This is a genomic window from Aeromonas sp. 102P (assembly GCF_051920345.1).
In the GTDB taxonomy this organism is placed as follows: domain Bacteria; phylum Pseudomonadota; class Gammaproteobacteria; order Enterobacterales; family Aeromonadaceae; genus Aeromonas; species Aeromonas veronii.
The window spans coordinates 1947015-1970620 of record NZ_JBQBCZ010000001.1 but is presented as its reverse complement, the minus strand read 5'-3'; the positions used below and the strand labels follow the sequence as shown (position 1 = coordinate 1970620).

Sequence of the window (23606 nt, the reverse complement as noted above, 5' to 3'; positions counted from 1 at the left end):
TGAGGCTACCGCTATGCAGTTGAGGCTGGCGCCATGAAACAGAGTCGCCAGGCTGGTTTTACTCTGCTGGAAGTGTTGCTGGTCGCCATGCTGATGGGGCTGGTGGCCACCGCCGTCACCCTCAGCATGGGAGGCGCCAGAGGGGATAGGGAGCTGGACAAGCAGGCGCGTCGCCTGATGGCGACCCTGCAGCTGGCGCAGGAGTATGCGGTGATGGATGGTCGGCTGGTGGGCATTCGTATCGAGGATAACGGCTGGCAGTTTATGCAGCGTCAGGCCAAGGATCGCAAGTGGCTGGCCCTGACTGGCGACAAGCAGCTGGGGCCGGTACAACTGGCCGAGAACATGACGCTGGCGCTGGAGCTGGAAGGCTTTGGCTGGCAGCCCGATCCCGACGAGAAAACCGAACAGAAGCGCGACGAGAAGGAGCGCACGCCGCAGTTGCTCATCTTCCCGGGCGGTGAGCTGAGCCCGTTCGTGCTCACCTTCACCCAGCAGGATGAGGATGCCCACTACACCCGCATCGTCAAAGGGGACGAGTTCGGCCGCCTCACCCTGCTCACCGGCGATGAAGATGAAGAGGTGAGCGAATGAACGCTCGGGGCATGACACTACTCGAAGTCATGGTCGCACTGGCGGTCTTTGCCATCGCGGGTCTCGCGGTAATGAAAACCGCCAGCGAACACCTCTCGGCCCTGAACTATCTGGAGCAAAAGACCCTCGCCACCTGGGTGGTAGAGAACCAGCTGGTGCAACAGAAGCTCGAGAACAAGTGGCCAGGTGACAGCTGGATGGAAGGGGATGAGCAGATGGCGGGCAGCACCTGGTACTGGCGCTATCGCGGCGTCGCCACCGCCGACAACAACTTCCGGGCGCTCGATATGGAAGTGCGTACCGAGGCCAAGGCCGAGAACCCGGTCGCCATGATGCGGACCTATATCAGCCGATGACCCAGCACTCCGCCCGCACGCCTCGCCCCGTCCGCCATGCCGGTTTCACCCTGCTCGAAATGCTGGTGGCGATCGCCATCTTCGCCAGCCTCAGCATGGGCGCTTATCAGGTGCTTCAGGGGGTGCTCACCAGCGACGAGGTGGCCAAGCGCAAGGAGGCCCGCCTCAACGAACTGCAACTCGCCTTCACCCTGCTGGAGCGAGACATCACCCAGATGGTGCCGCGCAGCGGTCGCATCGAGGGGGAAAACAACAAGGTGCTGCTAGCGGCTTCCCGGTTCGGCCAGCAGAGCGATGACTGGGGCATGGCCTTTATGCGCAGTGGCTGGCTCAACCCGGACGGCATGCTGCCACGCTCCCATCTGCAGCGGGTCGGCTGGCGCCTCAAGGATCAGAAGCTGGAGCGCCTGAGCTACCTCTATCCAGATCCGGTGATCGGCACCGAGCCACGCATCCAGCCGGTGCTGGCGGGAGTCACGGCGTTTCGCCTCTACTTCTTCGACAAGGGCAACTGGAAGGAGGAGTGGACCCAGCGCAGCGTGCTGCCCCACGGGCTGGCAGTGGAGCTGGATCTCGAGGATTACGGCACCATTCGTCGTCAGTTCCTGATTGGCGCCGGTGGCCAGCGCGCCGAAGAGAACAGCCAGAGCAGCAACCCCGACCAGGGGGGCGGCAACAACAGCAATAACGGGAACAACGGCGGCAACGGCAATACCAATGGCGGTAATGGTGACAGCCAGAACGGAGGGGGCGCCAATGCGGGCTAATCTCGCCGCTCCCGGTCGCCAGCGCGGCATGGCGCTGCTGGTGGTGCTGCTGATCCTCTCGGTGATGGTGATCATCGCCAGCAATATGAGCGGCCGCCTGCAGCTTGAGCTGCGCCGCACCGCCAACATCACCACCGGCAAACAGGCGTGGTGGTATGCCCTCTCGGCAGAAGCGCTGGTGAGCAAGGTGCTGACGCAGGATTTCAAGGACAACCCCGAGGTGGTCAACCTCAGCCAGAACTGGGCCCGCAAGAACACTGTGTTTCCGGTGGACGATGGCCAGCTCAAGGGCGAGGTGACCGACCTGCAATCCTGCTTCAACCTCAACAGCCTGAGCGTGGCCTCCAAGGCGGGGAGCGGCGAGGAGCTGGCGCAGCAACCCTATCCGGTGCAGGTGTTTCGCGAACTGCTCAAGCAGCTGGCGATGGATGATTACGAGGCGGCCCAGCTCACCGATGCCATCCGTGACTGGACCGACAAGGATACTGTGCTGGTCTCCAGCCTTGGCGCAGAGGACGCCTATTACGAGGGGCTCAAGCCACCCTATCTGACCGCCAACCAGTGGATGCTGGGCAAGGATGAGCTGAGGGCGGTGCGCGGGGTGACGGCCAGGGTCTATGCCAAACTGGCCCCCTATGTCTGCACCCTGCCCAGCGACAAGTTGAAGATCAATATCAATACCCTTGCCCCCCAGCGCCCCGAGCTGCTGGTCGCCCTCTATCTGGGCACTATCGGGCTGGATGACGCCAAGCGGGTGCTGAACGAGCGGCCACAGAAGGGGTGGAAAGAGAGCAAGCTGATGACAGACATGCTCGCTCCGGTCGATTCGGTGAAAGGGCTGAAAGAGGCGCTGGTGGTCAAGAGCGACTTCTTCGAAGCCCGAGTCGTGGCAGAGGTCGGCGATAACCGGGCCTGGCTCGAAACCCTGTTCCAGCGGGGCAAGGACAATAAACTGGTGATGCTGCGCCGCCTCAGTAGCGGCGCCGAATAAACAGCGCACCTGCAGGCCATCGCCCGCGGGTACGAGAGATGTTGGATGCAGCCTGCGGGCTGCGCACCGGTTGCCAGGGCGCACAACGCCCTTTGCAAACCGGTATCGCAGGAGAGAGATGCGTGAGCGAAAGTCTGGTCATCCGACTGGGGACCAATAAACAACAACCCGTGGCCTGGCTGGTCTGGTCCGGTCAGGAGCAGGAGATCATCGCCTCCGGCACCCTGCCCTCGGCCGATGCTCTGGGCGAGCTGCAGGAGCGGGCCGGTGGCCGCCCCGTGGTCACCCTGGTGCCGGGCAGCGATCTGATCTTCCGGCGCGTCACCCTGCCGGGTCGCTACAACCGCCAGTCGGCGGCGGCCCTCCCCTACCTGCTGGAGGAGCAGATCGCCTCCGATGTGGACGAGCTCCATCTGGTGGTGCTGGCCCACGAAGGGCAACAGGTCGACCTGATGGCGGTGGATCGGCAGAAGATGGCCGAGTGGCTCGGCTGGCTCGATGCCGCTGGCCTCAAGAGCCTGCAACTGCTGCCCGATGTGCTGGCGCTGCCACAGGCCGCTGATGGCTGGTCTGCCCTGCAGCTCGGCAGCGAGTGGCTGGTACGCCAGGGCCCCTGTCAGGGGATCGTAGCCGACGAGCCGCTGCTGGCCATCTTGCTGGCAACCGAAGTAGAGCCGATCACCATCCACAGCCACACACCGGTGCCCGCCATTGCCGCCGCCAACTGGCAGGCGGCGGAGCCCGAGCTGCCCATGCTGCTGCTGGCCAAGGGGGCCCTCACCTGCCGGGCCAACCTGCTGACCGGCCCCTACCGGCCGCAGACCGAATATGCCCGCTACTGGTTGCAGTGGCGCAAGGTAGCCATCACCGCCGGTCTGTTGCTGCTGGTGGCCCTCGGCCAGCGCGGCGTGCAACTCTATCAGCTCACCGAGCAGGACAAGACGCTGAAAGCGGAGATCCGTGCCGTCTATACCCGCATCTTCCCGGGTGAGAGCCGCATCGTGAACGTGCGCAGCCAGATGAACCAGCATCTGCAACAGATGGGACAGGCCCCGCAAAACGGCGTGCTGCTGATGCTCACCGAGCTGGCCCCCACCTTTGCCGAAGTCCCCGGCCTGAAACCACAGGTGATGCGCTTTGATGCCAGTCGCCGCGAGCTGCGGCTGCAGGTGACCGCTCCCGGCTTCGCCGAGATCGAGCGGTTCCGTGAGCTGGCTGGCAAGCAATTCGAGGTACAGCAAGGCGAGGTGCGCAGCACCGAGGGCAAGGTAGAGGGCGCACTGGTGCTCAAGGGTAAATCATCATGATGGAAAAATTGCAGAGCTGGTGGCACGGCATCACAGCACGGGAACAGCGGCTGGTGGTCGCAGGCGGCGTTCTGCTGCTGGTCGGTCTCTTCTACTGGAGCGTCTGGCAGCCCATCGCCAACCGCATCGCAGAGCGGGAGCGGCAGGTGCAGAACCAGCAGCAGACCCTCGCCTGGCTCAAGGAGAAAGGTGAAGAGGTGCTGGCCATGCAGGGGGGTCAGGGGCGCCAGATAGACACCAGCGGCACCCTGGAAGGGGTGGTCAACCGCACCGCCTTCAACCACAAGATCAAGATTGCCCGGCTGCAACCCCAGGCGCAGGAGCTGCAAGTGTGGATCGACACGGTCCAGTTCGATGACTTGCTGCTCTGGCTCTCCACGCTGGTGGAGCAGCACGGCATTCAGGTTCAAATCATCGAGATCGCCCGCGAGGATCTGGCCCCGGGTCTGGTCAAGGTCAGACGTTTGCAGTTGAGTCGTCCACAATGAAAAAACGCATCCTGATTGCCAGCCTGTTTCTGGCCGCCTATCTGGTCTTCCTGCTGGCCACCCTGCCCGCAGCGCTGGTGGCGCGCCATCTGCCGCTGACTGCCAACGTTGCCAACCTGCTGAAACTGGAAGGGGTGAGCGGCACCCTCTGGAGTGGCCAGATTGCCCGACTGCAATATGCCAGCGAATCGGTGAACCAGCTGCGCTGGGATCTCAACGGCTGGTCGCTGCTGCGCTTCGCCCCCGAAGTGGCCATACGCTTTGGCGATCGCAACGGACTCAATGGTCAGGGTGTTGTCGGCTGGAATGGCGCCGCCTTCGGCCGGGATCTGACCCTCAACGCCCCCGCCCCCTGGTTGCTGAGCCGTGTGCCGATGCGCCTGCCGATCCCGCTCACCGTCAGCGGCCAGCTGCAGCTCAAAGTGGAGCAGTTTGCCCAGGGCAACCCTTGGTGTGACAACCTCTACGGCAACCTCGACTGGTACAACGCCAGCGCCGATACCCCGGCGGGCAAGCTGGATCTGGCCGACCCCGAGCTGAAACTCACCTGCCTCGACTCCAAAATGGTGGCCGAACTCAAGCAGGGCTCGGATGCGGTGCAGACCATGGGTCGCCTCGAGCTGCAACCCAATGGCCAGTACCTGTTCCAGGGCAGTCTGAAACCGGGCCCAGAACTGCCACCGCAGATGCAACAAGGGCTCCCCTTCCTCGGACAGCCCGACAGTCAAGGCCGCTTCCCCCTGCGCTATCAGGGGCGGATCTGACGCCATCCCCCGCCGACCCCGGAGCCACTCCGGGGTCAGCTTGTTTATCCCTTTGTGCCTTCTCCTCTCACTGCACTGACCCCCTCAGCCCTTACTCATTTAACTCTGACGTACAGCCACGTCCCCTGTAAGAGTGTCTGATCCCCCTCTCTTTCAACCCGCTCTGCGCAGCAACAACCAGCCTCACTCGTCAATCCACTTGCCGCAAATGGTCAATGAGCACACACCTTGCTCAAAAAGTGGCAACTCGCCATAGCAAAATTAAATATCAATAAGATTGCATCATTTGATAAATGTGAGCTATCACCCGTTATTGATCTTTTCCAGCCACATTACAGCCGCCCACAAAAGAATAAAAATAACTAACTGAAAAATAACGATTAAAAAAGAAAATCATCCTCTTCACGCCCCATTCAATCTCATTTCCTTTGTGCCACCCCATCAGAAATGTGAGCAACGGCAAAACAACAGGTCAACCAGAGACTATTGATAAAAACATCTAAATACCAGATGGAACCCAGAGACCGATACAATGAAGTCAATTTGAGATGATTGATTTGTCTTGATAACACAACAGGCAACCATCTCGACCGATCTGTTCATTTGGTTTTCAAGCGTTGAGGGAAGGTTTATGGAAAAGAAGCGTATCTACCTGTTTTGCTCTGCCGGGATGTCCACTTCACTGCTGGTTTCAAAGATGAAGGCGCAGGCGGAAAAATATGATGTGCCGGTGCTGATCGATGCCTATCCGGAGACCCTGGCTGGCGAGAAGGGACAGGATGCCGATTTGGTGCTGCTGGGCCCGCAAATCGCCTACATGCTGCCGGAGATCCAGCAGCAACTGCCGGGCAAGCCGGTCGAGGTGATCGACACCCTGCTCTATGGCAAGGTCGATGGCCTCGGCGTACTGAAGGCGGCGGTAGCCTCTATCAAGAAGAGCCTCGCGCAGTAAGGAGATCCCTGTGAGCAACATCATCGCATCGTTGGAGAAGGTCATACTGCCCATAGCCGTCAAGCTGGGCAAACAACCTCATGTCAACGCCATCAAGAACGGTTTTATCAAGCTGATGCCCCTGACGCTGGTCGGGGCCATGTTCGTTCTCATCAACAACGTCTTTCTGAGCTTTGGCGAAGGCTCCTTCTTCTACTCCATCGGCGTGCGGATCGATCCCGCCACCATCGCCACCCTTGATGGCCTCAAGAGCATCGGCGGCAACGTCTATAACGGCACCCTGGGCATCATGTCCCTGATGGCCCCCTTCTTTATTGGTCTGGCTCTGGCAGAAGAGCGCAAGACCGACCCCCTGGCCTCCGGTTTGCTGTCGGTTGCAGCCTTTATGACCGTCACGCCGTTCAGCGTGGGCGAAGCCTATGCGGTCGGCGCCAACTGGCTGGGCGGAGCCAACATCATCTCCGGCATGCTGATCGGTATCGCCGTGGCCGAAATGTTCGCCTTTATCGTCCGTCGCAACTGGGTCATCACCCTGCCAGACAGCGTTCCAACTTCTGTCTCCCGCTCCTTCTCGGCTTTGATCCCGGGCTTTATCATCCTCTCCATTATGGGGGTGATCTCCTACCTGCTGAACAATGCCGGCACCAACTTCCACCAGCTGATCATGGACAGTATCTCCACCCCGCTGGCCAATATGGGGGGTCTGGTGGGCTGGGTCTATGTGATCTTCTCCTCCTTCCTCTGGTTCTTCGGCGTACACGGCATGCTAGCGCTCACTGCGCTGGAGTCAGGCGTACTTTTCCCCTTCGCCCTGGAAAACGTCGCCCTCTACAACCAGTACGGCTCGGTCGAAGCTGCTCTGGAGGCAGGCAAGCAGTTCCACTTCTGGGCCAAGCCGATCACCGACTCCTTCGTCTTCCTTGGCGGCACCGGTGCCACGCTGGGCCTCATCATCGCCATCTTTATGGTCTCCCGTCGCGATGACTACCGTCAGGTCGCCAAGCTGGGTCTGCCCTCCGGCATGTTCCAGATCAACGAGCCCATCCTGTTCGGCTTGCCGGTCATCATGAACCCCATCCTGCTGGTGCCCTTCATCCTGGTGCACCCGGTACTGATGGGGATCACCATGGCGGCCTACTACGCCGGGATCATCCCGCCCATCACCAACATAGCGCCATGGACCATGCCGACCGGCCTGGGAGCCTTCTTCAACACCAACGGCAGCGTGGCCGCCTTCTGTCTGGCGATATTCAACCTGGGTGTCGCGACCATGATGTACATCCCCTTCGTGCTGATTGCCAACAAAGCGCAGAACGTCATCGATGAAGAAGAGGAGAGCGAAGAGGATATCGCTCTGGCTCTGAAGTTCTGATAACAGCCATTCCAATGACAGCAAGGGAGGAGCAAAACTCCTCCCCTAACAGCCTGGAGAAGTAACCCATGCAGTATCGTTTTCCGGATAACTTCTGGTGGGGCAGCGCCAGCTCGGCCCCGCAGATGGAAGGCGCCGCCAACCGCGGCGGCAAATCCGCCAATATCTTTGACTACTGGTTCTCCATCGAACCGCAGCGTTTCCACAACGGGGTCGGCCCGACCGACACTTCTACCTTCTATGACAACTTCGAGAGCGACATCAAGCTGCTCAAGCAGCTGGGGCACAACAGTTTTCGCACCTCCATCTCCTGGTCACGGCTGATCCCGGACGGGGTGGGCGAAATCAACCAGGAGGCGGTCAGCTTCTACAACGCCGTCTTTGACCGGCTGCTGGCCGAGGGGATCACCCCGCTTATCAACCTCTACCACTTCGACATGCCGATGTGCATGCAGGAGCGTGGCGGCTGGGAGAGCCGGGAAGTGGTGGCCGCCTATGTGCGCTACGCCACCCGCTGCTTCGACCTGTTTGGCGGTCGCATCAAGCACTGGTTCACCTTCAACGAGCCGATTGTGCCGGTCGAGTGCGGCTACCTTGGCCACTACCACTACCCCTGCGTGGTCGATTTTGGTAGGGCGGCCACCGTCGCCTACCACACCGCGCTGGCCCATGCCGGTGCCGTGCAGGCCTATCGCGCCTGCCAGCATGATGGCGAGATCGGCATCATCCTCAACCTGAGCCCGACCTATCCCCGCTCGCAGGATCCGGCAGATCTCGCCGCCTCCCGCATCGCGGATCTGCTGCTCAACAAGAGCTTCCTCGATCCGGCCCTGAAGGGGAGCTACGACCCCGAGCTGGTCGCGCTGCTAGAGCAGTATGACTTGCTGCCGCAGATCGAAGAGGGTGACAAGGCGCTGCTCGCCGCCGGCAAGGTGGATATCCTCGGTATCAACTACTACCAGCCGCGCCGGGTCAAGGCCAAAGAGGTGGCGTGGCAGGGTGTACCGCGCACGCCGGAAGATCTGTTCGACTACTCGAGATGCCGGGCCGCAAGATGAACCCCCACCGCGGCTGGGAGATTTACGAAAAAGGGATCTACGACATCCTCACCGACCTGCGAGTCAACTACGGCAACCTGCCCTGCTACATCTCGGAGAACGGCATGGGGGTCGAAGGGGAAGAGCGCTTTATCGGTCCCGAGGGACGGGTGGAGGATGACTACCGCATCCAGTTCATTCGCGAGCACCTCCAGTGGCTGCATCGCGCACTGGAAGAGGGCAGCGCCTGTCGCGGCTATCACCTGTGGACCTTTATCGACAACTGGTCGTGGCTCAACGCCTACAAGAACCGTTACGGCTTCGTCCGCCTCGATCTGGAGAGCCAGCAGCGCACCATCAAGAAGAGCGGCTACTGGTTTGCCGAGGTAGCGCGCAACCATGGTTTTAATTAACGGTTTCAATTAACGCATTTACGTAAGGAACGACACATGTTCGATCTGGACAACATCACTGAAGAGGCCACCACCAGCAACGATCTGGAAGAGGTGGTAATGGGGCTTATCATCAACTCCGGGCAGGCCCGCAGTCTCGCCTACACCGCGCTGAAAAAGGCCAAGGAGGGGGACCTGGCCGCCGCTCACCAGCTGATGGCCCAATCCCGCGAGGCGCTCAATGCCGCCCATCTGGTGCAGACCCAGCTGATCGAGGACGATCAGGGGGAAGGCAAGATCCCGGTCACCCTGGTGCTGGTCCATGCCCAGGATCACCTGATGACCTCCATGCTGGCCCGTGAGCTGATCAGCGAGCTGATCGAGCTGCACGCAAAGCTGCAGAACCAATAACCTCCGGACGGGGCGAGAGGCCCCGTCATCGGCCCGCAGATCAGGAAGCGACTCATGAGCGTTAAAACAATCCGGGAAACCGAACTGTTTAACAACAAACCATTCCACATGTTCATCTACAACAAACAGGTGAGCGGAACCGGTTTGCACCAGCACGACTACTACGAGTTTACCCTAGTACTGACCGGTCGTTACTATCAGGAGGTCAACGGCAAGCGGGTGCTGCTGGAGCGGGGGGACGTGGTGTTTATCCCGCTCGGCTCCCGCCATCAAAGCTTCTACGAGTTCGGCACCACCCGCATCTTCAACGTCGGGATCACCCGTACCTATTTTGACGAGCACTTCAAATACCTGCTGCCGGAACACTTCGTCGCCTCACAGGCCTATGCGCTCAAGAGCGAGTTCCTCAGCTACATCGAGTCGGTGCTGGTCTCCCCGGGCTTTAGGGAAGAGGCACTGACCGAATTTCTCGAAGTGGTGACCTACGCGGTAATGAACCGGCTGCGTCACTACAAGGACACCTCCGCCAGCGATGATCTTCCGCTCTGGCTCCATGAAACCGTGGAGCGGATGCACGATCGCCCCCTCTTTGCCGATGATGCGCTGGCCAACATGGTCTCCCTCTGTGGCAAGAGCCAGGAGTATCTGACCAGGGCCACCCGGCGTTACTACAACAAGACGCCGATGCAGATCATCAACGAGATCCGGATCAACTACGCCAAGATGCAGTTGGAGGTGACCAATAACTCGGTGGCCGATATCGCCTTCGAGACCGGCTACAACGACGTCAGCCTCTTTATCAAAAACTTCAAGAAGCTCACCTCGTTTACCCCGGGCAGTTACCGCAAATATCTCTATCCGAAATTCGAAAGTTCAGCCTGAGACCAGCGAGTTGCTGACCTAAACAACCCGGTTCAAGAGAACCAACCCATTGTCACCAGCCCCTGCCACAGAGGGCTGAGGCCCCTCTCACCCTGATGACAGAGCGGCCACCATCAAACCGATAAAGATCGATGAAGAGGGATTTATGAGCGAGAAGATCAAGGTAGTCACCATAGGCGGCGGCAGCAGCTACACCCCCGAGCTGGTCGATGGTTTCATCAAGCGCTACGCCGAGCTGCCCATCAGCGAGCTGTGGCTGGTGGATATCCCCGCTGGCGAAGAGAAACTGAACATCATCTTCGATCTCTGCCAGCGGATGATCCGCCAGGCGGGCATCCCCATGACCCTGCACAAGACCCTGGATCGCCGCGAGGCACTGGTGGGCGCCCACTTCGTCACTACTCAGCTGCGGGTCGGCCAGTTGCAGGCGCGGGAGAAGGATGAGCGCATCCCCTTGAGCCACGGCATGCTGGGGCAGGAGACCAACGGTGCAGGCGGCCTGTTTAAAGGGCTGCGTACCATTCCGGTCATCTTCGACATCATCCGCGACGTGGAAGCGCTTTGCCCGGATGCCTGGCTGATCAACTTCACCAATCCGGCCGGCATGGTGACCGAAGCGGTGCGCCGTCATACCAACTTCCGCCGCTTTATCGGGGTGTGCAACATTCCGGTCGGCATGCAGATGTTTGTGCGTGATGCCCTCAAACTGACCGAGCAGGATCACCTCTCCATGGATTTGTTCGGCCTCAATCATCTGGTCTTTATCGGCGATGTGCTGGTCAACGGCGAATCACGCTTTGACGAGCTGCTGGAAGGGGTCGCCGATGGCAGCCTGACCCGCGCCAGCTCGGTCAAAAACATTTTCGACCTGCCGTTCGAACCCGGTTTTATCCGCGGCTTGCGCCTGCTTCCCTGCTCCTACCTGCGTTACTACTTCAAGGAGAAAGAGATGCTGGGGATCGAGATGGGCGAGTTCTATAAAGGCGGCGCCCGGGCTCAAGTGGTGCAGCAGGTCGAGAAGAAACTGTTCGAGCTCTACCAGAATCCCGATCTGTGCGAAAAGCCCAAGGAGCTGGAGCTGCGTGGCGGCGCCTACTACTCCGATGCAGCCTGCGAAGTGATCAGCGCCATCTACAACGACAAGCAGAGCGAGCACTACGTCATCGTGCCCCATCAGGGCCATGTCACCAATATCCCGGCCGACTGGACGGTGGAGATGAGCTGCCTGATCGGCCGTGACGGCGCCATTCCCCATCCGCGCCTCACCCGCTTTGACGACAAGGTGAACGGGCTGGTGCACCTCATCAAGAGCTTCGAGATAGCCGCCGCCAAGGCTGCCATCAGTGGCGACTTCGATGACCTGCTGCTGGCGATGAACCTCAACCCGCTGATCCACTCCGACAACGATGCCCGCATCGTCGCCCGCGAGCTGCTGCTGGCCCACCGCGAACACCTGCCCAACTTCGCCGCCGCCATCGACGCCCTCGCCTGAGGCCAACACGCCCCGCCCGAACTGGCGGGGCGCTTAACCGCAAGGGAATCTTCATGAGCAAGAGATTGATCATCAACGCCGACGACTTCGGCCTCTGCCGCGCCCAGAACTACGGCATCGTAGATGCGTTCGAGCAAGGGGTCGTCAGCTCCACCAGCGCCATCGTCACCTCCCCCGCTATCGCACACGCCGCCTGGCTGGCCGAACGCCTCCCCGAATTGCCAGTCGGGCTGCACTTTATTCTCAGCTGGGGGAAGCCGCTCACGCCGCTCACCTCGCTGGTGAACGAACAGGGCGAGCTCAACAAGGGGATCTGGCACAAGAGCGAGGCGGGAGAGCTGGATCTGGCCGAGATATCCGGCGAGCTGGCGAGTCAGTATCAGCGTTTTGTCGCGATCTTCGGCAAGCAGCCGACCCATATCGACAGCCACCACCATGTTCATATGTTGCCGACTATCTACCCGCTGGTGGAGGCTTTCGCCAAAGCGCATGAACTGCCCCTTCGCATCGACCGGGACGAAATAGCCCGCCACGGCCTGACCGTCAACCACCCGCAAAGCTGCGATCGGTTCGACGACCGCTTCTACGGCGCGCAGCTGACCCAAAACAGCCTGCTACAACTGCTCGATGAGGCCAGTAAACAGGGGGCCCATTCGCTCGAGATCATGTGCCACCCCTCCTTTATCGATCTGGAGATGCAAGGCAGCTCCTACTGCCAGCCCCGCCTCAACGAACTGGCGATCCTGACCGACCCGTCCCTGCCCGCCCTTATCGCCGAGCGCGGCTACCGCCTCGCCAGCTATCGGGAGTGGCAATAGCCAGCATGCCATCAGGTGGACCGGTAAAAACCGCAGATACAAAAAAGCCCAAGCGGGTGACCGCTTGGGCTTTCTCTTTGAATATGGCGGAGGAGGTGCCCGCCGCAATCAAGTCCAATCAACTCCACGCAAACCCAACACACCATTTACTATCAGTAAGTTATAGCCAAGCATTGTCCAATCCATCCCAATCACATATTACCACTGCGCATGCTTGGTGGCATACTGCGTGGCATATTCAATTCTCAAGGAGGTTCCCTGATGGCAATCCTCACCGATACCAAAGCTCGTAACATCAAGCCGGAAGATAAACCCCTTGCTCACGGTGGCGTTACAGGCTTGACGCTACACCCTTCTACCGCCAAGGGCAGAGGCAAGTGGGTATTCCGCTATGTCAGCCCACTGACAAAGAAACGGCGGAATGCAGGCCTCGGGACTTACCCCGAGATATCCATCGCTGATGCAGCTCGAGACGCACAGGCAATGCGGGAACAGCTGGCGAATAACCTGGATCCGCTAGAGGTCCGACTGCAGGAGCAGAACAAGCCGAAGATCCCGACGTTGGAAGCATCTGCCAGATTGGTCTACGAAAGCTTGCTACCAGGTTGGAAGAACCCCAAACACGGTAAGCAATGGATCACCACATTGGAGCAATATGCCTTTCCTACCATTGGCGCTATCTCCATTGATGCGATAACCCCAGCTCATATCGCTTCAGTTCTTCAACCGATATGGCTGACGGTCCCGGAAACAGCAAGCCGTGTTAAGCAGCGCCTACACGCAGTGATGGCTTGGGCATGGGCTCACGGCTATACCTCCGCAAACCCGGTGGATGTGGTGGGTCACTTACTACCGGCTCAACCCAGCAAATCAGTGAGGGTTGAACACCAGCCCGCGATGCCTTGGCGTGATATCCCCGCCTTTGTGCAAAAGCATCTGCGAACAGCGCAACAGTACGATGTAACCCGCTCCATGCTGGAGTTCTTGATCCTGACGGCTTGCCGCTCAGGTGAAGTCAGAGCCATGAGGTGGTCAGAAGTAGACTTGGAAGCAAAGATCTGGACCCTACCGGCCGAGCGTATGAAAGCCAAGCAACAACATCGTGTTCCGTTATCTCTTCGTGCTGTCGAGATCCTGAAGGGGTTAAGGGGACTACATGACGAATTGGTATTCCCTTCTCCCAGAGACCAAGTACCACTCTCAGACACAGTGCTGACGATGTTTCTGAGAAGAGCTAAAGCGGAGAGCTGCACTCCTGGCAGAATGGCAACGGCTCATGGCTTTCGTTCCAGCTTTCGAGACTGGTGCAGCGAGCAGGGCTATGCGCGGGATCTCGCTGAACGAGCGTTAGCCCATACAGTGCAGAACAAGGTAGAAGCTGCGTACCACCGAACTGACTTGCTGGATCAGCGACGTCCAATGATGGATGCGTGGGCTAAGTTTGTATCTGGTAATTCACCAACTGAATAGGAAGGAAGCGGCCTTGGTGGGCCGCTTCCTTCTATGTTCTTTTTTTAGCTTTTCTTGGCAGGCGATAACATCTTGCCAAACCAGTGCTCAGAGAGTTTCTGCGCTTGTTTGACTTCTAGCTTGGTCATCACGGCCTCCAGATCATCACGTGCTTGCACGGCCTCCGGCATCCCTTCTGTGGCAGCCGGTGAGAGCCAAGCATAAGCATGCACCCGATTGCGCGGAGCCCCCAGGCCTTCCTCACGCAATGTCCCCATTCGGTATTGGGCTTGGCGGTCACCCTGCTGGGCCGCTAGGCGATACTGCTTGAGAGCCAGTGCGTAATCTTCTTTGCCGCCTTGTCCCAGACGCAGCATTTCACCATAGGTGTACTGCGCGAGAATGTGCCCTTGTTGAGCTGCCTTGGCATAACTGGTTCTGGCCTGCTCCAGTTCACCTTGTTTATGCTGTAGCTCCGCCAGCTCGAACAATGCCTTTGGTACACCACCGTCAGCAGCCCGAGTTAACCAGTGGATCTGCTGCTCGCGGTCCACCTGCTGCAAACTCAGTTGGTACTCGGCTTCATGGGAGCCGTGCCCAGCAGCCAGCTCCAGCCAGTAACGTCCCAAAGCAGGGTCGGCTGATACCTGCTCCCCGGTCAGATACGCCATGCCAAGCCAGAGTTCTGCCTCGGCAGAACCAGCGGTAGCAGCGCGTTGATAAGCATCGAAAGCATTGGTTGAGGCGGCCTGTTTGGCTTGCAGTAACAACGCATCCCGCTGCTGCTGGGCAGCAGCCTTGTCGTTCCAGCGCTGGGCGAGGTCTGGCCGTTTGACTACCCCTTTACCTTGCGCATAGCGTTCACCCAGCAGGTACTGGGCATCACGGTTACCCAGCTCTGCGGACCGCTCAAGCCACTTGATGGCATCCGTATCGGCCCCCGGTTGGGTGCTGTACCAGCGGGCCAGTACCAGCTGAGCGTCAGCATGATCCTGCTTAGCAGCCTGCTCGAACCAATCGAGGCAGTCACTCGCCAGCTTGCCTTGATGTTGCTCCTGGCACATCACCCCCAACCGATAGCTGGCGTTGGTGTTGCCAAGGCGCGCAGAGCGCTGCCACCACTGGTTGGCAAGCAGCGGATTTTTGGGCTCCCCGAGCCCGGCCTGATACCAGTCCCCCACTTGCCAGGCGGCGCTGGCGCGGATCTTTTTATCGGCTGCTAAAGGGCCAGACTGTTCAGCGGCCTGCTGCATCCAGTGCATGGCATTGGGGTAATCGGGCTTGCTCGCCAGGCGTTTGGCCAGCTCATACTGGGCTCGTCCATCCCCCTGCTTTGCCGCTTGGGATAACTCGGTGTCAGTACGTGGGGCAGTGGAAGAACAGGCTGCAAGCATGCTGGCTGCCAGTGCCAGCCATAAGGCTCGATGTGTCATGGGAAATTCTTCGCTGAATGAAAAAGTAACGGATGAGGTACTGCTGTATTACGGGCATAATCCGCTATGCTACGCATCCACCTGATGGGCATAAAGCTGATTCGGCGCCTTCCCTGGCCATTAACCTTGCCTGTCAGGTGGTCTGTTGCAGGTGATCCTGATAGACCTTCTGCCACTTGGTATGCTCAGCCTTATCGCCCTTGGCCTGCCAGAAAGCACAGATGCTCTCGGCCAATTCTGCGGCCATGGCATGGTCGTTATCACGACGACAAATCAGATACTGGGCCAGCCAGTTTTGGTACTGCTTCATTGATACCTCTTAAACCGCAATCCAAATCAATAGACCGGATCTGTATCCGTCTTGGGCTGGGCAGCCCTGTAGGCATCCATGATAGGAGCCCACGCTTCGCATGTTGGGATCGGGGTTTGAAGTCCAACGGAACGAAAACGTACGCTAAGACCAATACTCCAGTTCCGATGGCTGCCTGGGGGTATAGGTGTACGCCAGAACCGCCGCAATTTCCGTCACTCCACATCCAGTCCATCGAACAGCGCATTCCGAACGCCTATAGGGTAACGCGAGAAAAACAGCCGTTATCGACATAATAAATTGATTTTAAACGCGATAACAAGTTTGCGGGCGCGACCCGTCAAAAGGCGTGGTTGCTGCTAATGCTCTTGGCTAGACGTGCCTCTGTCGTGGCTATATGCATGGCTTCCCTATACCGACCTTTTGTGGTTACCCAATCCTGAACATGCAGTTCAAAAACCGTTCATGCTTCTTCGCTACACTGCCCACTCGTTTATCACTATCAGGAGCTAGAAAACAATGATGTTGTACCTCAAGAAGAGCCCCCTTGCCCTCGTCCTGCTTGTCGCCAGTGGCGCACTCAGCGCTGCCGAGATCACCAATAACAATATTACCGAGGCCGAGCTCAAGGCCGCGCAGGATGGCTGGGGCGCGGCGCTTATCAAGATAAGCGATGACTATCGCGCCGGTGGGATTGAACAGGCCAAGGCGACCGCCGAATCGGTCCTCGATAGCGCCTATGGCTACCAGCAGGGGCCGGTGCTCTTCAAACCGACCCTTGCCAGTGGCGAGCAGACCTTCCGCACCAACCGTGAGGGGGCACTGGCCTACTTTGTCGGCAACACCACCACCTACCCGACCGACAAAGGATTCGCCCTGAAAAACTGGCAGAGCTACCGCTATGACAATGCCGCCGTCTATATCAACGGCGACATGGCGCTGACCATGGGCAAGGTGCATCTGGTGGATCGCGACAACAAGGAGACCACGGTTGACAAGACCTGGGGCTTCAAGAAGGGGGATGATGGCAAGGTGCGCATCGTACTGCACCACTCCTCTCTCCCTTACGAGGAGTAATGGCGGCGCGCAGCGTTCTGCGCAACCATCAACACGCTCAACAAACAGCCCTGCCACACCGGCAGGGCCGTGTGTTTTGCACCCGCGCATGGGGTCGATGGCGGTCGTTTTGTGGCGGTGAGGTTCCGGGAGCAATGGAACAGCCAACTCACTTAAGCGGTTCGGGAATAGGTATTGGGGGGTAAGCCGGAACCGCCGAAATTTCCGTCACCTCGCGCACCCTGGCCATGGGGCCCTCTCTGGGACCGCGGTTTCTATGGTTGTGAATTCCAACGCTAATTAGTCCTCAACATTGATAAATTGGATCGGTTGTCCCCGGGTACAAAAGAGCCTTGTTAGATTGGCCCCTTGAAGATCCAGACACTTCGCCCCTCTTAATTTAAGAGGTAGTCTTGGAACTATGTTCAGTACTAGTCGCAACGAGAAGATGGTCGAAGTGTTAACAGGGGCTGAGCGCCGTCGACGCCGGACTCCGCAGGAAAAGATCTCCATCGTGCAGCAGACCTTTGAGCCCGGAATGACCGTCTCTCATGTCGCTCGCTTGCACGACGTCAACGCCAACCAGCTTTTCAAATGGCGTAAGCAATTCCAGGAAGGCTCTCTCAAGGCGATCACCGCCGGTGAGGATGTTGTTCCTGCCTCAGAGTTGGCTGCTGCCATCAAACAGATCCGAGAGCTCCAGCGTCTGCTCGGGAAGAAAACCATGGAGAACGAGATCCTCAAAGAAGCCGTGGAGTATGGTCGAGCAAAAAAATGGATTGCGCATGCGCCCTTGTTGCCGGGGGACGACGATTAAGTGCTGTGAGCCAGGCCCTTAATGTATCGCGTGCGCAGCTATCCGTTCGTGTTCATCGAAAACCAGGTTGGCAAGATGGTCGTCATCATCGCCAGCATGATGATGCTGCCTTACTTGGCCGGATCATGGAGGCGATGGCTGAGCTTCCCTCCTATGGCTATCGCCGAGTCTGCGCTGTTACGGCGTCAGTCAGAGGCAACACGACAGCCTGTGGTAAACGCCAAACGGGTATATCGCGTCATGCGCGATCATGGCCTGCTGCTGGAAAGAAAACCGGCTGCACCATTGACCCAGCGGGCACATAAGGGGCGTGTTGCCGTCAAAGAGAGCAATCGACGTTGGTGCTCAGATGGCTTCGAGTTTCGCTGTGATAACGGTGAAAAACTACGAGTCACGTTCGCCATGGACTGCTGTGACAGGGAAACCCTGGACTGGGCTGCCAGTACCGGGGGCTACGACAGTGACACGGTGCAAGATGTTATGCTGAGGTCTGTCGAACGTCGCTTCGGGGATTCGTTGCCGGCATCACCGGTGGAGTGGCTGACTGATAATGGCTAGGCGTATCGAGCCCATGAGACCCGCGCGTTTGCACGAGAAATCGGGTTGGAGCCCAGAACGACTGCGGTGAGAAGCCCACAGAGCAACGGTATAGCGGAGAGCTTCGTCAAGACGATGAAGCGAGACTATATCGAGATGATGCCGAAACCAGATAGCCGAACAACGGTAGGCAATTTGGCCATCGCGTTTGAGCATTATAACGAGCACCACCCGCACAGCGCCTTGGGATACCGTTCACCCCGAGAATTTCTGCGCAGTTGGGCATCACAACCCTAAGCGGGAAAAAGTGTCTGGATCTATGGGGTCAAATCCACCGACTGGAATAATGACCCCGTACTCGGCAAGTAATGCCCGTAGTTGGTTAGCCAGAGTGTATGGAGATGGTATTCACCTGACAGTTGCCCACAAAAGGGAGTGGTCATACGGCTTCAAACCGGATAACAAAACGGTACCCCTACCGTGTTATCCGGAGTCACCGTATGACCACCAACGAGAAAGTAGCACGTCGCAAACTCAGCCTGCTAGAGCTCGCCAAAGAGCTCAATAATGTCAGCAAAGCCTGCAAGCTCATCGGCTACAGCCGTCAGCAGTTCTACGAAATTCGCCGTAACTACCAGACCTATGGCGCAGAGGGATTGCTCGACAAATTGCCCGGGTGTAAAGGGGCTCATCCCAATCGGGTCGCTCCTGAGATTGAACAGGCCATCCTCAATTACTCCCTCACCAGACCAACTCATGGCCCGCTGCGGGTCGCCCAAGAACTGGCTCTGCAAGGCATCAATGTCAGTGCGGGTGGTGTGCGTGGCGTGTGGCAACGTCACGACTTGCTCTCCAAACACGACCGCTTGTTGCGCCTCGAGAAAACCCACCGGGAGCAGACCATTGAGCTCAATGACGAGCAGATCCGCCTGCTCGAGCGCTTCAGCCCCGAGTTTCGCGAACGCCAGATTGAGGTCCACTACACCGGAGAACTGGTGGCGGTTGACACCTTCTTCGTCGGCGCGCTCAAGGGGGTTGGCAAGGTGTATCTGCAAACCGTGCTGGACTGCTACAGTCGCCATGCCTGGGGACGGCTCTACACCAGCAAGCTGCCGGTGACCTCGGTTCATGTTCTCAATGAAACGGTACTGCCGTTCTTCGAAGCCCATGAGGCTCGGGTCTATACCATCCTGTCAGATAACGGGCGCGAGTTCTGTGGGCGCCCAGACCATCATCCCTACGAGCTGTTTCTGCAACTGGAGGGAATTGAACATCGGACAACCAAGGTACGCAGGCCGCAGAGCAACGGTTTTATCGAGCGACTGCATCGCACACTGCTGGAAGAACACTTCCGTATCAAGGGGAGAACGACCTGGTATGAGTCGGTAGAACAGATGCAGACAGACCTGGATAGCTACCTGGAACACTACAACACCCAGCGGCCACATCAGGGCAGGATGATGGAGGGTCAGACCCCCTACAGCATGTTCAAGAAGGGTCTGAAATTGATACCGAAGGAAGTGCGCACTAAAGTAGCGTAAACAAGACACCGGTTTGAGGCCGGTGTCAGGTGATAACTAGATCTGTACATCGCTCTGTAGTTTTAACTGATACGAAGTGGATCCATAGTCGGCAAGCTGTTTCACAAATAGCTAATGCATCGTTGGCATCATTCTTCTGGTGTCTTGCAAAGGCTTTGACATGCTGTGTAGGAATGAGTTTTACGTCATAGCCCATCGATATCAGTGTTCGTCCCCAGAAGTGAGATGTTGAGCAAGCTTCCATAGCAATCAGTGTTTGCGGTGGAAACTGGCGCAACGTGTGGAGCAGTTTCTGGCGAGATATTTTACGATTCCAGGCAACAGAACCATCAGCCATCCATACACACACCTGAAAAACAGACTTGGCAATATCGATACCAACTACTTTGATTGTGCTCATGTGGTGCTCTCCCAAGTTGAACGCAGTCAGCCTAAGTATGAAACTGACCGCGCTGGGTGGGGGCATCCATCTCATCACTACAATATGGATCTATGGGGTCAAATCCAGCGAAGGTGTAGCACTATTGGGATCAGTTATTTAGAAAACCAGGGGAGATTCAATTGTGCAAGATTCCATTTTTTGAATAAAAAGCGCCACCTGCTGGTGGCACTTTGATCGTCACGCTTAATTTTATTAATTATTGAGATGAGCAGACAGGTTTGAAATATGCTCCGGGCCTCTCTCAGGGACAGGTAGTTTAAGTTCAGCCAAACGTGATAGACCTTTTGAGCTGATACCACCGTTGTATAAGTAACCACCTGGATATACAGTCTTGACCTCACCCGGATTCCACGCCTTGAAGAAGCCTGACAAGTCATACCCGCTTAGGTAAGAACTGCAGACCATCAACAGATCACTACCTTGTAAATCCGTATCACGGCTAGAGCAATAGTTGGTACCATTGTGGTCACCAGTACCATCGCCACGGGCTTTACGATGCATAAGCTTAAACAGGTTCCAACCTTGGTCATCCCCAAAGATATTTGGCTTATCTTCAGGCCGATACCACTCATCGATAGAGAAGTGTTGCTCTGCCCATAATTTGAGCTGACCAAACATAACAAGACGCACTCCTGCATCTCCTTCGCTCCACAGATGGCCATTATAGGCAGACAGTAGCAGAGGCATTTTTTGAATTTCTAATTCAATACGACTCATCTTATTGCGGGGCTCTGGGCGCAACTCTTGCATATATAGAGCAAGCACGTTATTCGTTACCTCGGTTGCCCCCTCCATGATCAGTGGCAAAGATGCGAAGTTGTGACCAATTTCATGCCACAACAACCAGTCGTTATCCGGCTCCGTCGGAATCGTAGTTCTATCCACTTGGAAGCTAGTGTTTTGTACCGGGTAGCCAGAATGAGCAGAGCCAATGCTGACCTGAATATCATTGACGAAACGATGACGGTGGCCTGGCAAGGCATCATTTGTGAAGCGGCGGTGGTAGCCATACGCTTCAGTTTCATCACGTCCATAGAAGTTATTTATTTCTTCAGCGAAAAAATTCATCTTACGGACAAAATCAGGAATATCTGTGTTAGTGACGTTACTGACCGGGGTAGTGTAGATCAGATGACCTGTATCTATCTCAGCTAGCGGCACATCAATGTTGATAGGATGTTTCCAGCCACCATCCTGCCAGAATGACGCTTTCATCACACCACTGAAGCTATATTCACTAGTTGCGGCTATATCGTTAGAGGCTCGTGGTGAGATATAAATCAACCCGCCAAATGGCACCTTGAAACGAGTGTTTCCGCCATCGTGCTTAAAGCTTGTGCTGACCCGAGGTGGACGCCGTAGAGCTACTTCATGCTTGGCACGACCAGTGAGATCATCTACTAACGCCACAGTGATGGTCGCGGGCACACCGCCTGAGATGGTGGATTTGACCCCATAGATCCAGACACTTTTTCCCGCTTAGGGTTGTGATACCCGACTGCGCAGAAATTCCCGAGGTGAACGGTATCCCAAGGCGCTGTGCGGGTGGTGTTCGTTATAATGCTCAAACGCGATGGCCAAGTTGCCTACCGCTGTTCGGCTATCTGGTTTCGGCATCATCTCGATATAGTCTCGCTTCATCGTCTTGACGAAGCTCTCCGCTATACCGTTGCTCTGTGGGCTTCTCACCGCAGTCGTTCTGGGCTCCAACCCGATTTCTCGTGCAAACGCGCGGGTCTCATGGGCGCGATACGCCGAGCCATTATCAGTCAGCCACTCCACCGGTGATGCCGGCAACGCATCCCCGAAGCGTCGTTCGACAGACCTCAGCATGACATCTTGCACTGTGTCACTGTCGTAACCCCCGGTACTGGCAGCCCAGTCCAAGGTTTCCCTGTCACAGCAGTCCATGGCGAACGTGACTCGTAGTTTTTCACCGTTATCGCAGCGAAACTCGAAGCCATCTGAGCACCAACGTCGATTGCTCTCTTTGACGGCAACACGCCCCTTATGTGCCTGCTGGGCCAATGGTGCCGCCGGTTTTCTTTCCAGCAGCAGGCCATGATCGCGCATAACGCGATATACCCGTTTGGCGTTTACCACAGGCTGTCGTGTTGCCTCTGACTGACGCCGTAACAGCGCCCAGACTCGGCGATACCCATAGGAGGGAAGCTCAGCCATCGCTTCCATGATCCGGCCAAGTAAGGCAGCATCATCATGCTGGCGATGATGACGACCATCTTGCCAACCTGGTTTTCGATGAACACGAACGGATAGCTGCGCACGCGATACATTAAGGGCCTGGCTCACAGCACTTAATCGTCGTCCCCCGGCAACAAGGGCGCATGCGCAATCCATTTTTTTGCTCGACCATACTCCACGGCTTCTTTGAGGATCTCGTTCTCCATGGTCTTCTTCCCGAGCAGACGCTGGAGCTCTCGGATCTGCTTGATGGCAGCAGCCAACTCGGAGGCTGGAACAACATCCTCACCGGCGGTGATCGCCGTGAGAGACCCTTCCTGGAATTGCTTACGCCATTTGAAAAGCTGGTTGGCGTTGACGTCGTGCAAGCGAGCGACATGAGAGACGGTCATTCCGGGCTCAAAGGTCTGCTGCACGATGGAGATCTTTTCCTGCGGAGTCCGGCGTCGACGGCGCTCAGCCCCTGTTAACACTTCGACCATCTTCTCGTTGCGACTAGTACTGAACATAGTTCCAAGACTACCTCTTAAGTTAAGAGGGGCGAAGTGTCTGGATCTTCAAGGGGCCAATCTAGATGGTTACCTCACCATGTTGTGGTGCCCATAGTCCAGTTGATTGCATATTACCTGCAAGCCCGCTGACGGGGTTGTGATAAGTGTGCACGCTAACCGATGTGGATTCAGCATTGCTAGCTATAGGACGACCAGGATAGGTGGTCGTATCAACCTTGATATTGTGATCCCAATAGGCACGACCCAACATGATCCTCGTTAACGGTTTCTCTTGATAGTTAAGAGGATAGCTTGGATTTAACTCACCGTTTTCATGCAGCATCTTGTTGGTGATCAGCGATTTTTTAAGAGCCTCACCACAAGAAAAGTTCCCGCCATGTTGATCGTTAGTGTAGCAATTCAGATACTCAACTAGGGTTTTAAAACCCAATTCATCATTGATGTTGGCTTCATAACGATAAGGTTCATCATTCCACATCCAGACTGAGACGTTATCGTAGGTCTGTTGCAGGTCAGGTGCAGATAGACGAGTCCCTACTTTTCCCTTACTACGGTAGTATATTTCATGCTGATGCAACTTGTTGAGATTAGTCCCAAGATCGGCAGCTTTGACCATAGCATTGATCACCTCTTCACCAAGGGAATAACGAGTGAAAGTTGGGCGCTGATAATTACCGACTGAGG

General features: G+C 57.2%; 20 protein-coding genes and 5 pseudogenes. 18 read left to right on the top strand and 7 right to left on the bottom strand.

The window, feature by feature from the left end; all coding sequences use genetic code 11:
- The first annotated feature begins 33 nt into the window (after positions 1-33).
- From exeH to ACTG1K_RS09455, 15 genes and pseudogenes are all read left to right on the top strand, one after another.
- Positions 34-594: a GspH family T2SS minor pseudopilin variant ExeH gene (gene exeH, locus ACTG1K_RS09525; RefSeq protein WP_421320929.1), complete on the top strand. Its 561-nt coding sequence runs from the start codon at positions 34-36 to the stop codon at positions 592-594.
- Positions 591-950 (top strand): GspI family T2SS minor pseudopilin variant ExeI, encoded by a 360-nt coding sequence (gene exeI, locus ACTG1K_RS09520; RefSeq protein WP_425854235.1) that lies wholly within the window; start codon positions 591-593, stop codon positions 948-950. The genes exeH and exeI overlap by 4 nt, the downstream gene beginning before the upstream one ends.
- Positions 947-1594: pseudogene (gene gspJ, locus ACTG1K_RS09515) on the top strand (type II secretion system minor pseudopilin GspJ); the annotation flags it as partial. The gene exeI and the pseudogene gspJ, both read left to right, overlap by 4 nt.
- Before the next feature lie 112 nt (positions 1595-1706).
- Entirely contained in the window at positions 1707-2708 is a 1002-nt protein-coding gene (gene exeK / locus ACTG1K_RS09510) for a GspK family T2SS minor pseudopilin variant ExeK (RefSeq protein ID WP_236367996.1), read from the top strand.
- A gap of 122 nt (positions 2709-2830) precedes the next feature.
- Positions 2831-4015, top strand: a complete 1185-nt coding sequence (exeL, locus tag ACTG1K_RS09505; RefSeq protein WP_421342740.1) for a GspL family type II secretion system protein ExeL — start codon at positions 2831-2833, stop codon at positions 4013-4015.
- The gene (exeM, locus tag ACTG1K_RS09500; RefSeq protein WP_323913857.1) at positions 4012-4503 is read left to right on the top strand and encodes a GspM family type II secretion system protein ExeM; all 492 of its coding nucleotides are present in this window, start codon (positions 4012-4014) and stop codon (positions 4501-4503) included. Before exeL ends, exeM begins: the two co-directional genes overlap by 4 nt.
- Positions 4500-5267, top strand: coding sequence for a GspN family type II secretion system protein ExeN (gene exeN / locus ACTG1K_RS09495; protein WP_323913855.1), 768 nt, complete (start codon positions 4500-4502; stop codon positions 5265-5267). The genes exeM and exeN overlap by 4 nt, the downstream gene beginning before the upstream one ends.
- Positions 5268-5898: 631 nt before the next feature.
- Positions 5899-6219, top strand: a complete 321-nt coding sequence (locus ACTG1K_RS09490) for a PTS sugar transporter subunit IIB (RefSeq protein ID WP_005350034.1) — start codon at positions 5899-5901, stop codon at positions 6217-6219.
- Positions 6220-6229: 10 nt separating this feature from the next.
- Positions 6230-7591, top strand: a complete 1362-nt coding sequence (gene chbC / locus ACTG1K_RS09485) for a PTS N,N'-diacetylchitobiose transporter subunit IIC (RefSeq protein WP_005350031.1) — start codon at positions 6230-6232, stop codon at positions 7589-7591.
- A gap of 68 nt (positions 7592-7659) precedes the next feature.
- Positions 7660-9041, top strand: a pseudogene (locus tag ACTG1K_RS09480) (glycoside hydrolase family 1 protein).
- Positions 9042-9077: 36 nt separating this feature from the next.
- On the top strand, positions 9078-9431 hold the full coding sequence (chbA, locus tag ACTG1K_RS09475; protein ID WP_421277104.1) for a PTS N,N'-diacetylchitobiose transporter subunit IIA: 354 nt from the start codon (positions 9078-9080) through the stop codon (positions 9429-9431).
- A 54-nt stretch (positions 9432-9485) separates the two neighbouring features.
- Entirely contained in the window at positions 9486-10313 is an 828-nt protein-coding gene (chbR, locus tag ACTG1K_RS09470) for a transcriptional regulator ChbR (RefSeq protein WP_005350023.1), read from the top strand.
- Between the two features lie 145 nt (positions 10314-10458).
- Positions 10459-11805 (top strand): 6-phospho-beta-glucosidase, encoded by a 1347-nt coding sequence (locus ACTG1K_RS09465; RefSeq protein WP_440005173.1) that lies wholly within the window; start codon positions 10459-10461, stop codon positions 11803-11805.
- 53 nt (positions 11806-11858) lie between these two features.
- Positions 11859-12623, top strand: a complete 765-nt coding sequence (gene chbG, locus ACTG1K_RS09460; protein WP_440005172.1) for a chitin disaccharide deacetylase — start codon at positions 11859-11861, stop codon at positions 12621-12623.
- 261 nt (positions 12624-12884) lie between these two features.
- The gene (locus tag ACTG1K_RS09455) at positions 12885-14093 is read left to right on the top strand and encodes a tyrosine-type recombinase/integrase (RefSeq protein ID WP_440005171.1); all 1209 of its coding nucleotides are present in this window, start codon (positions 12885-12887) and stop codon (positions 14091-14093) included.
- A 44-nt stretch (positions 14094-14137) separates the two neighbouring features.
- Here the strand turns inward: ACTG1K_RS09455 and ACTG1K_RS09450 are convergent, their stop codons facing one another.
- The 3 genes and pseudogenes from ACTG1K_RS09450 to ACTG1K_RS09440 form a co-directional block, all read right to left on the bottom strand.
- Complete coding sequence (locus tag ACTG1K_RS09450) at positions 14138-15505, bottom strand: tetratricopeptide repeat protein (RefSeq protein WP_440005170.1); 1368 nt, start codon at positions 15503-15505, stop codon at positions 14138-14140.
- Positions 15506-15638: 133 nt separating this feature from the next.
- Positions 15639-15815: a hypothetical protein gene (locus ACTG1K_RS09445; RefSeq protein WP_231719607.1), complete on the bottom strand. Its 177-nt coding sequence runs from the start codon at positions 15813-15815 to the stop codon at positions 15639-15641.
- A gap of 26 nt (positions 15816-15841) precedes the next feature.
- Positions 15842-15922, bottom strand: a pseudogene (locus ACTG1K_RS09440) (DUF2931 family protein); the annotation flags it as partial.
- A 412-nt stretch (positions 15923-16334) separates the two neighbouring features.
- On the opposite strand from ACTG1K_RS09440, the gene ACTG1K_RS09435 reads away from it, so the two are divergent.
- The 3 genes and pseudogenes from ACTG1K_RS09435 to ACTG1K_RS09425 all read left to right on the top strand — a co-directional run bounded on the left by ACTG1K_RS09435 (position 16335) and on the right by ACTG1K_RS09425 (position 19766).
- Positions 16335-16892 carry a hypothetical protein gene (locus ACTG1K_RS09435; protein ID WP_440005169.1) on the top strand — a complete coding sequence of 186 codons (558 nt, stop codon included), beginning with the start codon at positions 16335-16337 and terminating at the stop codon, positions 16890-16892.
- Between the two features lie 427 nt (positions 16893-17319).
- Positions 17320-18522 (top strand): annotated as a pseudogene (locus ACTG1K_RS09430) (IS3 family transposase).
- A 203-nt stretch (positions 18523-18725) separates the two neighbouring features.
- On the top strand, positions 18726-19766 hold the full coding sequence (locus tag ACTG1K_RS09425) for an IS481-like element ISAs19 family transposase (RefSeq protein ID WP_440005168.1): 1041 nt from the start codon (positions 18726-18728) through the stop codon (positions 19764-19766).
- A 49-nt stretch (positions 19767-19815) separates the two neighbouring features.
- Here ACTG1K_RS09425 and ACTG1K_RS09420 read toward each other — a convergent pair.
- The 4 genes and pseudogenes from ACTG1K_RS09420 to ACTG1K_RS09405 all read right to left on the bottom strand — a co-directional run.
- Positions 19816-20166: pseudogene (locus ACTG1K_RS09420) on the bottom strand (IS110 family transposase); the annotation flags it as partial.
- A gap of 234 nt (positions 20167-20400) precedes the next feature.
- The gene (locus ACTG1K_RS09415; RefSeq protein WP_440005167.1) at positions 20401-21618 is read right to left on the bottom strand and encodes a M60 family metallopeptidase; all 1218 of its coding nucleotides are present in this window, start codon (positions 21616-21618) and stop codon (positions 20401-20403) included.
- A gap of 69 nt (positions 21619-21687) precedes the next feature.
- A protein-coding gene (locus ACTG1K_RS09410) for an IS3 family transposase (protein WP_139731354.1) occupies positions 21688-22892 on the bottom strand; the annotation gives its coding sequence in 2 pieces (ribosomal slippage) (positions 21688-22574 and positions 22574-22892; 1206 coding nt in all).
- An 88-nt stretch (positions 22893-22980) separates the two neighbouring features.
- The gene (locus ACTG1K_RS09405; protein WP_440005166.1) at positions 22981-23538 is read right to left on the bottom strand and encodes a hypothetical protein; all 558 of its coding nucleotides are present in this window, start codon (positions 23536-23538) and stop codon (positions 22981-22983) included.
- Between the last annotated feature and the right edge of the window lie 68 nt (positions 23539-23606).

Excerpts from the sequence above, each read along its gene's own strand:
- exeH (WP_421320929.1), top strand. The coding sequence starts at position 34 with ATGAAACAGAGTCGCCAGGCTGGTTTTACTCTGCTGGAAGTGTTGCTG.
- exeI (WP_425854235.1), top strand. The coding sequence starts at position 591 with ATGAACGCTCGGGGCATGACACTACTCGAAGTCATGGTCGCACTGGCG.
- exeK (WP_236367996.1), top strand. The coding sequence starts at position 1,707 with ATGCGGGCTAATCTCGCCGCTCCCGGTCGCCAGCGCGGCATGGCGCTG.
- exeM (WP_323913857.1), top strand. The coding sequence starts at position 4,012 with ATGATGGAAAAATTGCAGAGCTGGTGGCACGGCATCACAGCACGGGAA.
- exeN (WP_323913855.1), top strand. The coding sequence starts at position 4,500 with ATGAAAAAACGCATCCTGATTGCCAGCCTGTTTCTGGCCGCCTATCTG.
- ACTG1K_RS09490 (WP_005350034.1), top strand. The coding sequence starts at position 5,899 with ATGGAAAAGAAGCGTATCTACCTGTTTTGCTCTGCCGGGATGTCCACT.
- chbA (WP_421277104.1), top strand. The coding sequence starts at position 9,078 with ATGTTCGATCTGGACAACATCACTGAAGAGGCCACCACCAGCAACGAT.
- chbR (WP_005350023.1), top strand. The coding sequence starts at position 9,486 with ATGAGCGTTAAAACAATCCGGGAAACCGAACTGTTTAACAACAAACCA.
- ACTG1K_RS09465 (WP_440005173.1), top strand. The coding sequence starts at position 10,459 with ATGAGCGAGAAGATCAAGGTAGTCACCATAGGCGGCGGCAGCAGCTAC.
- chbG (WP_440005172.1), top strand. The coding sequence starts at position 11,859 with ATGAGCAAGAGATTGATCATCAACGCCGACGACTTCGGCCTCTGCCGC.
- ACTG1K_RS09455 (WP_440005171.1), top strand. The coding sequence starts at position 12,885 with ATGGCAATCCTCACCGATACCAAAGCTCGTAACATCAAGCCGGAAGAT.
- ACTG1K_RS09450 (WP_440005170.1), bottom strand. The coding sequence starts at position 15,505 with ATGACACATCGAGCCTTATGGCTGGCACTGGCAGCCAGCATGCTTGCA.
- ACTG1K_RS09445 (WP_231719607.1), bottom strand. The coding sequence starts at position 15,815 with ATGAAGCAGTACCAAAACTGGCTGGCCCAGTATCTGATTTGTCGTCGT.
- ACTG1K_RS09435 (WP_440005169.1), top strand. The coding sequence starts at position 16,335 with ATGATGTTGTACCTCAAGAAGAGCCCCCTTGCCCTCGTCCTGCTTGTC.
- ACTG1K_RS09425 (WP_440005168.1), top strand. The coding sequence starts at position 18,726 with ATGACCACCAACGAGAAAGTAGCACGTCGCAAACTCAGCCTGCTAGAG.
- ACTG1K_RS09405 (WP_440005166.1), bottom strand. The coding sequence starts at position 23,538 with ATGGTCAAAGCTGCCGATCTTGGGACTAATCTCAACAAGTTGCATCAG.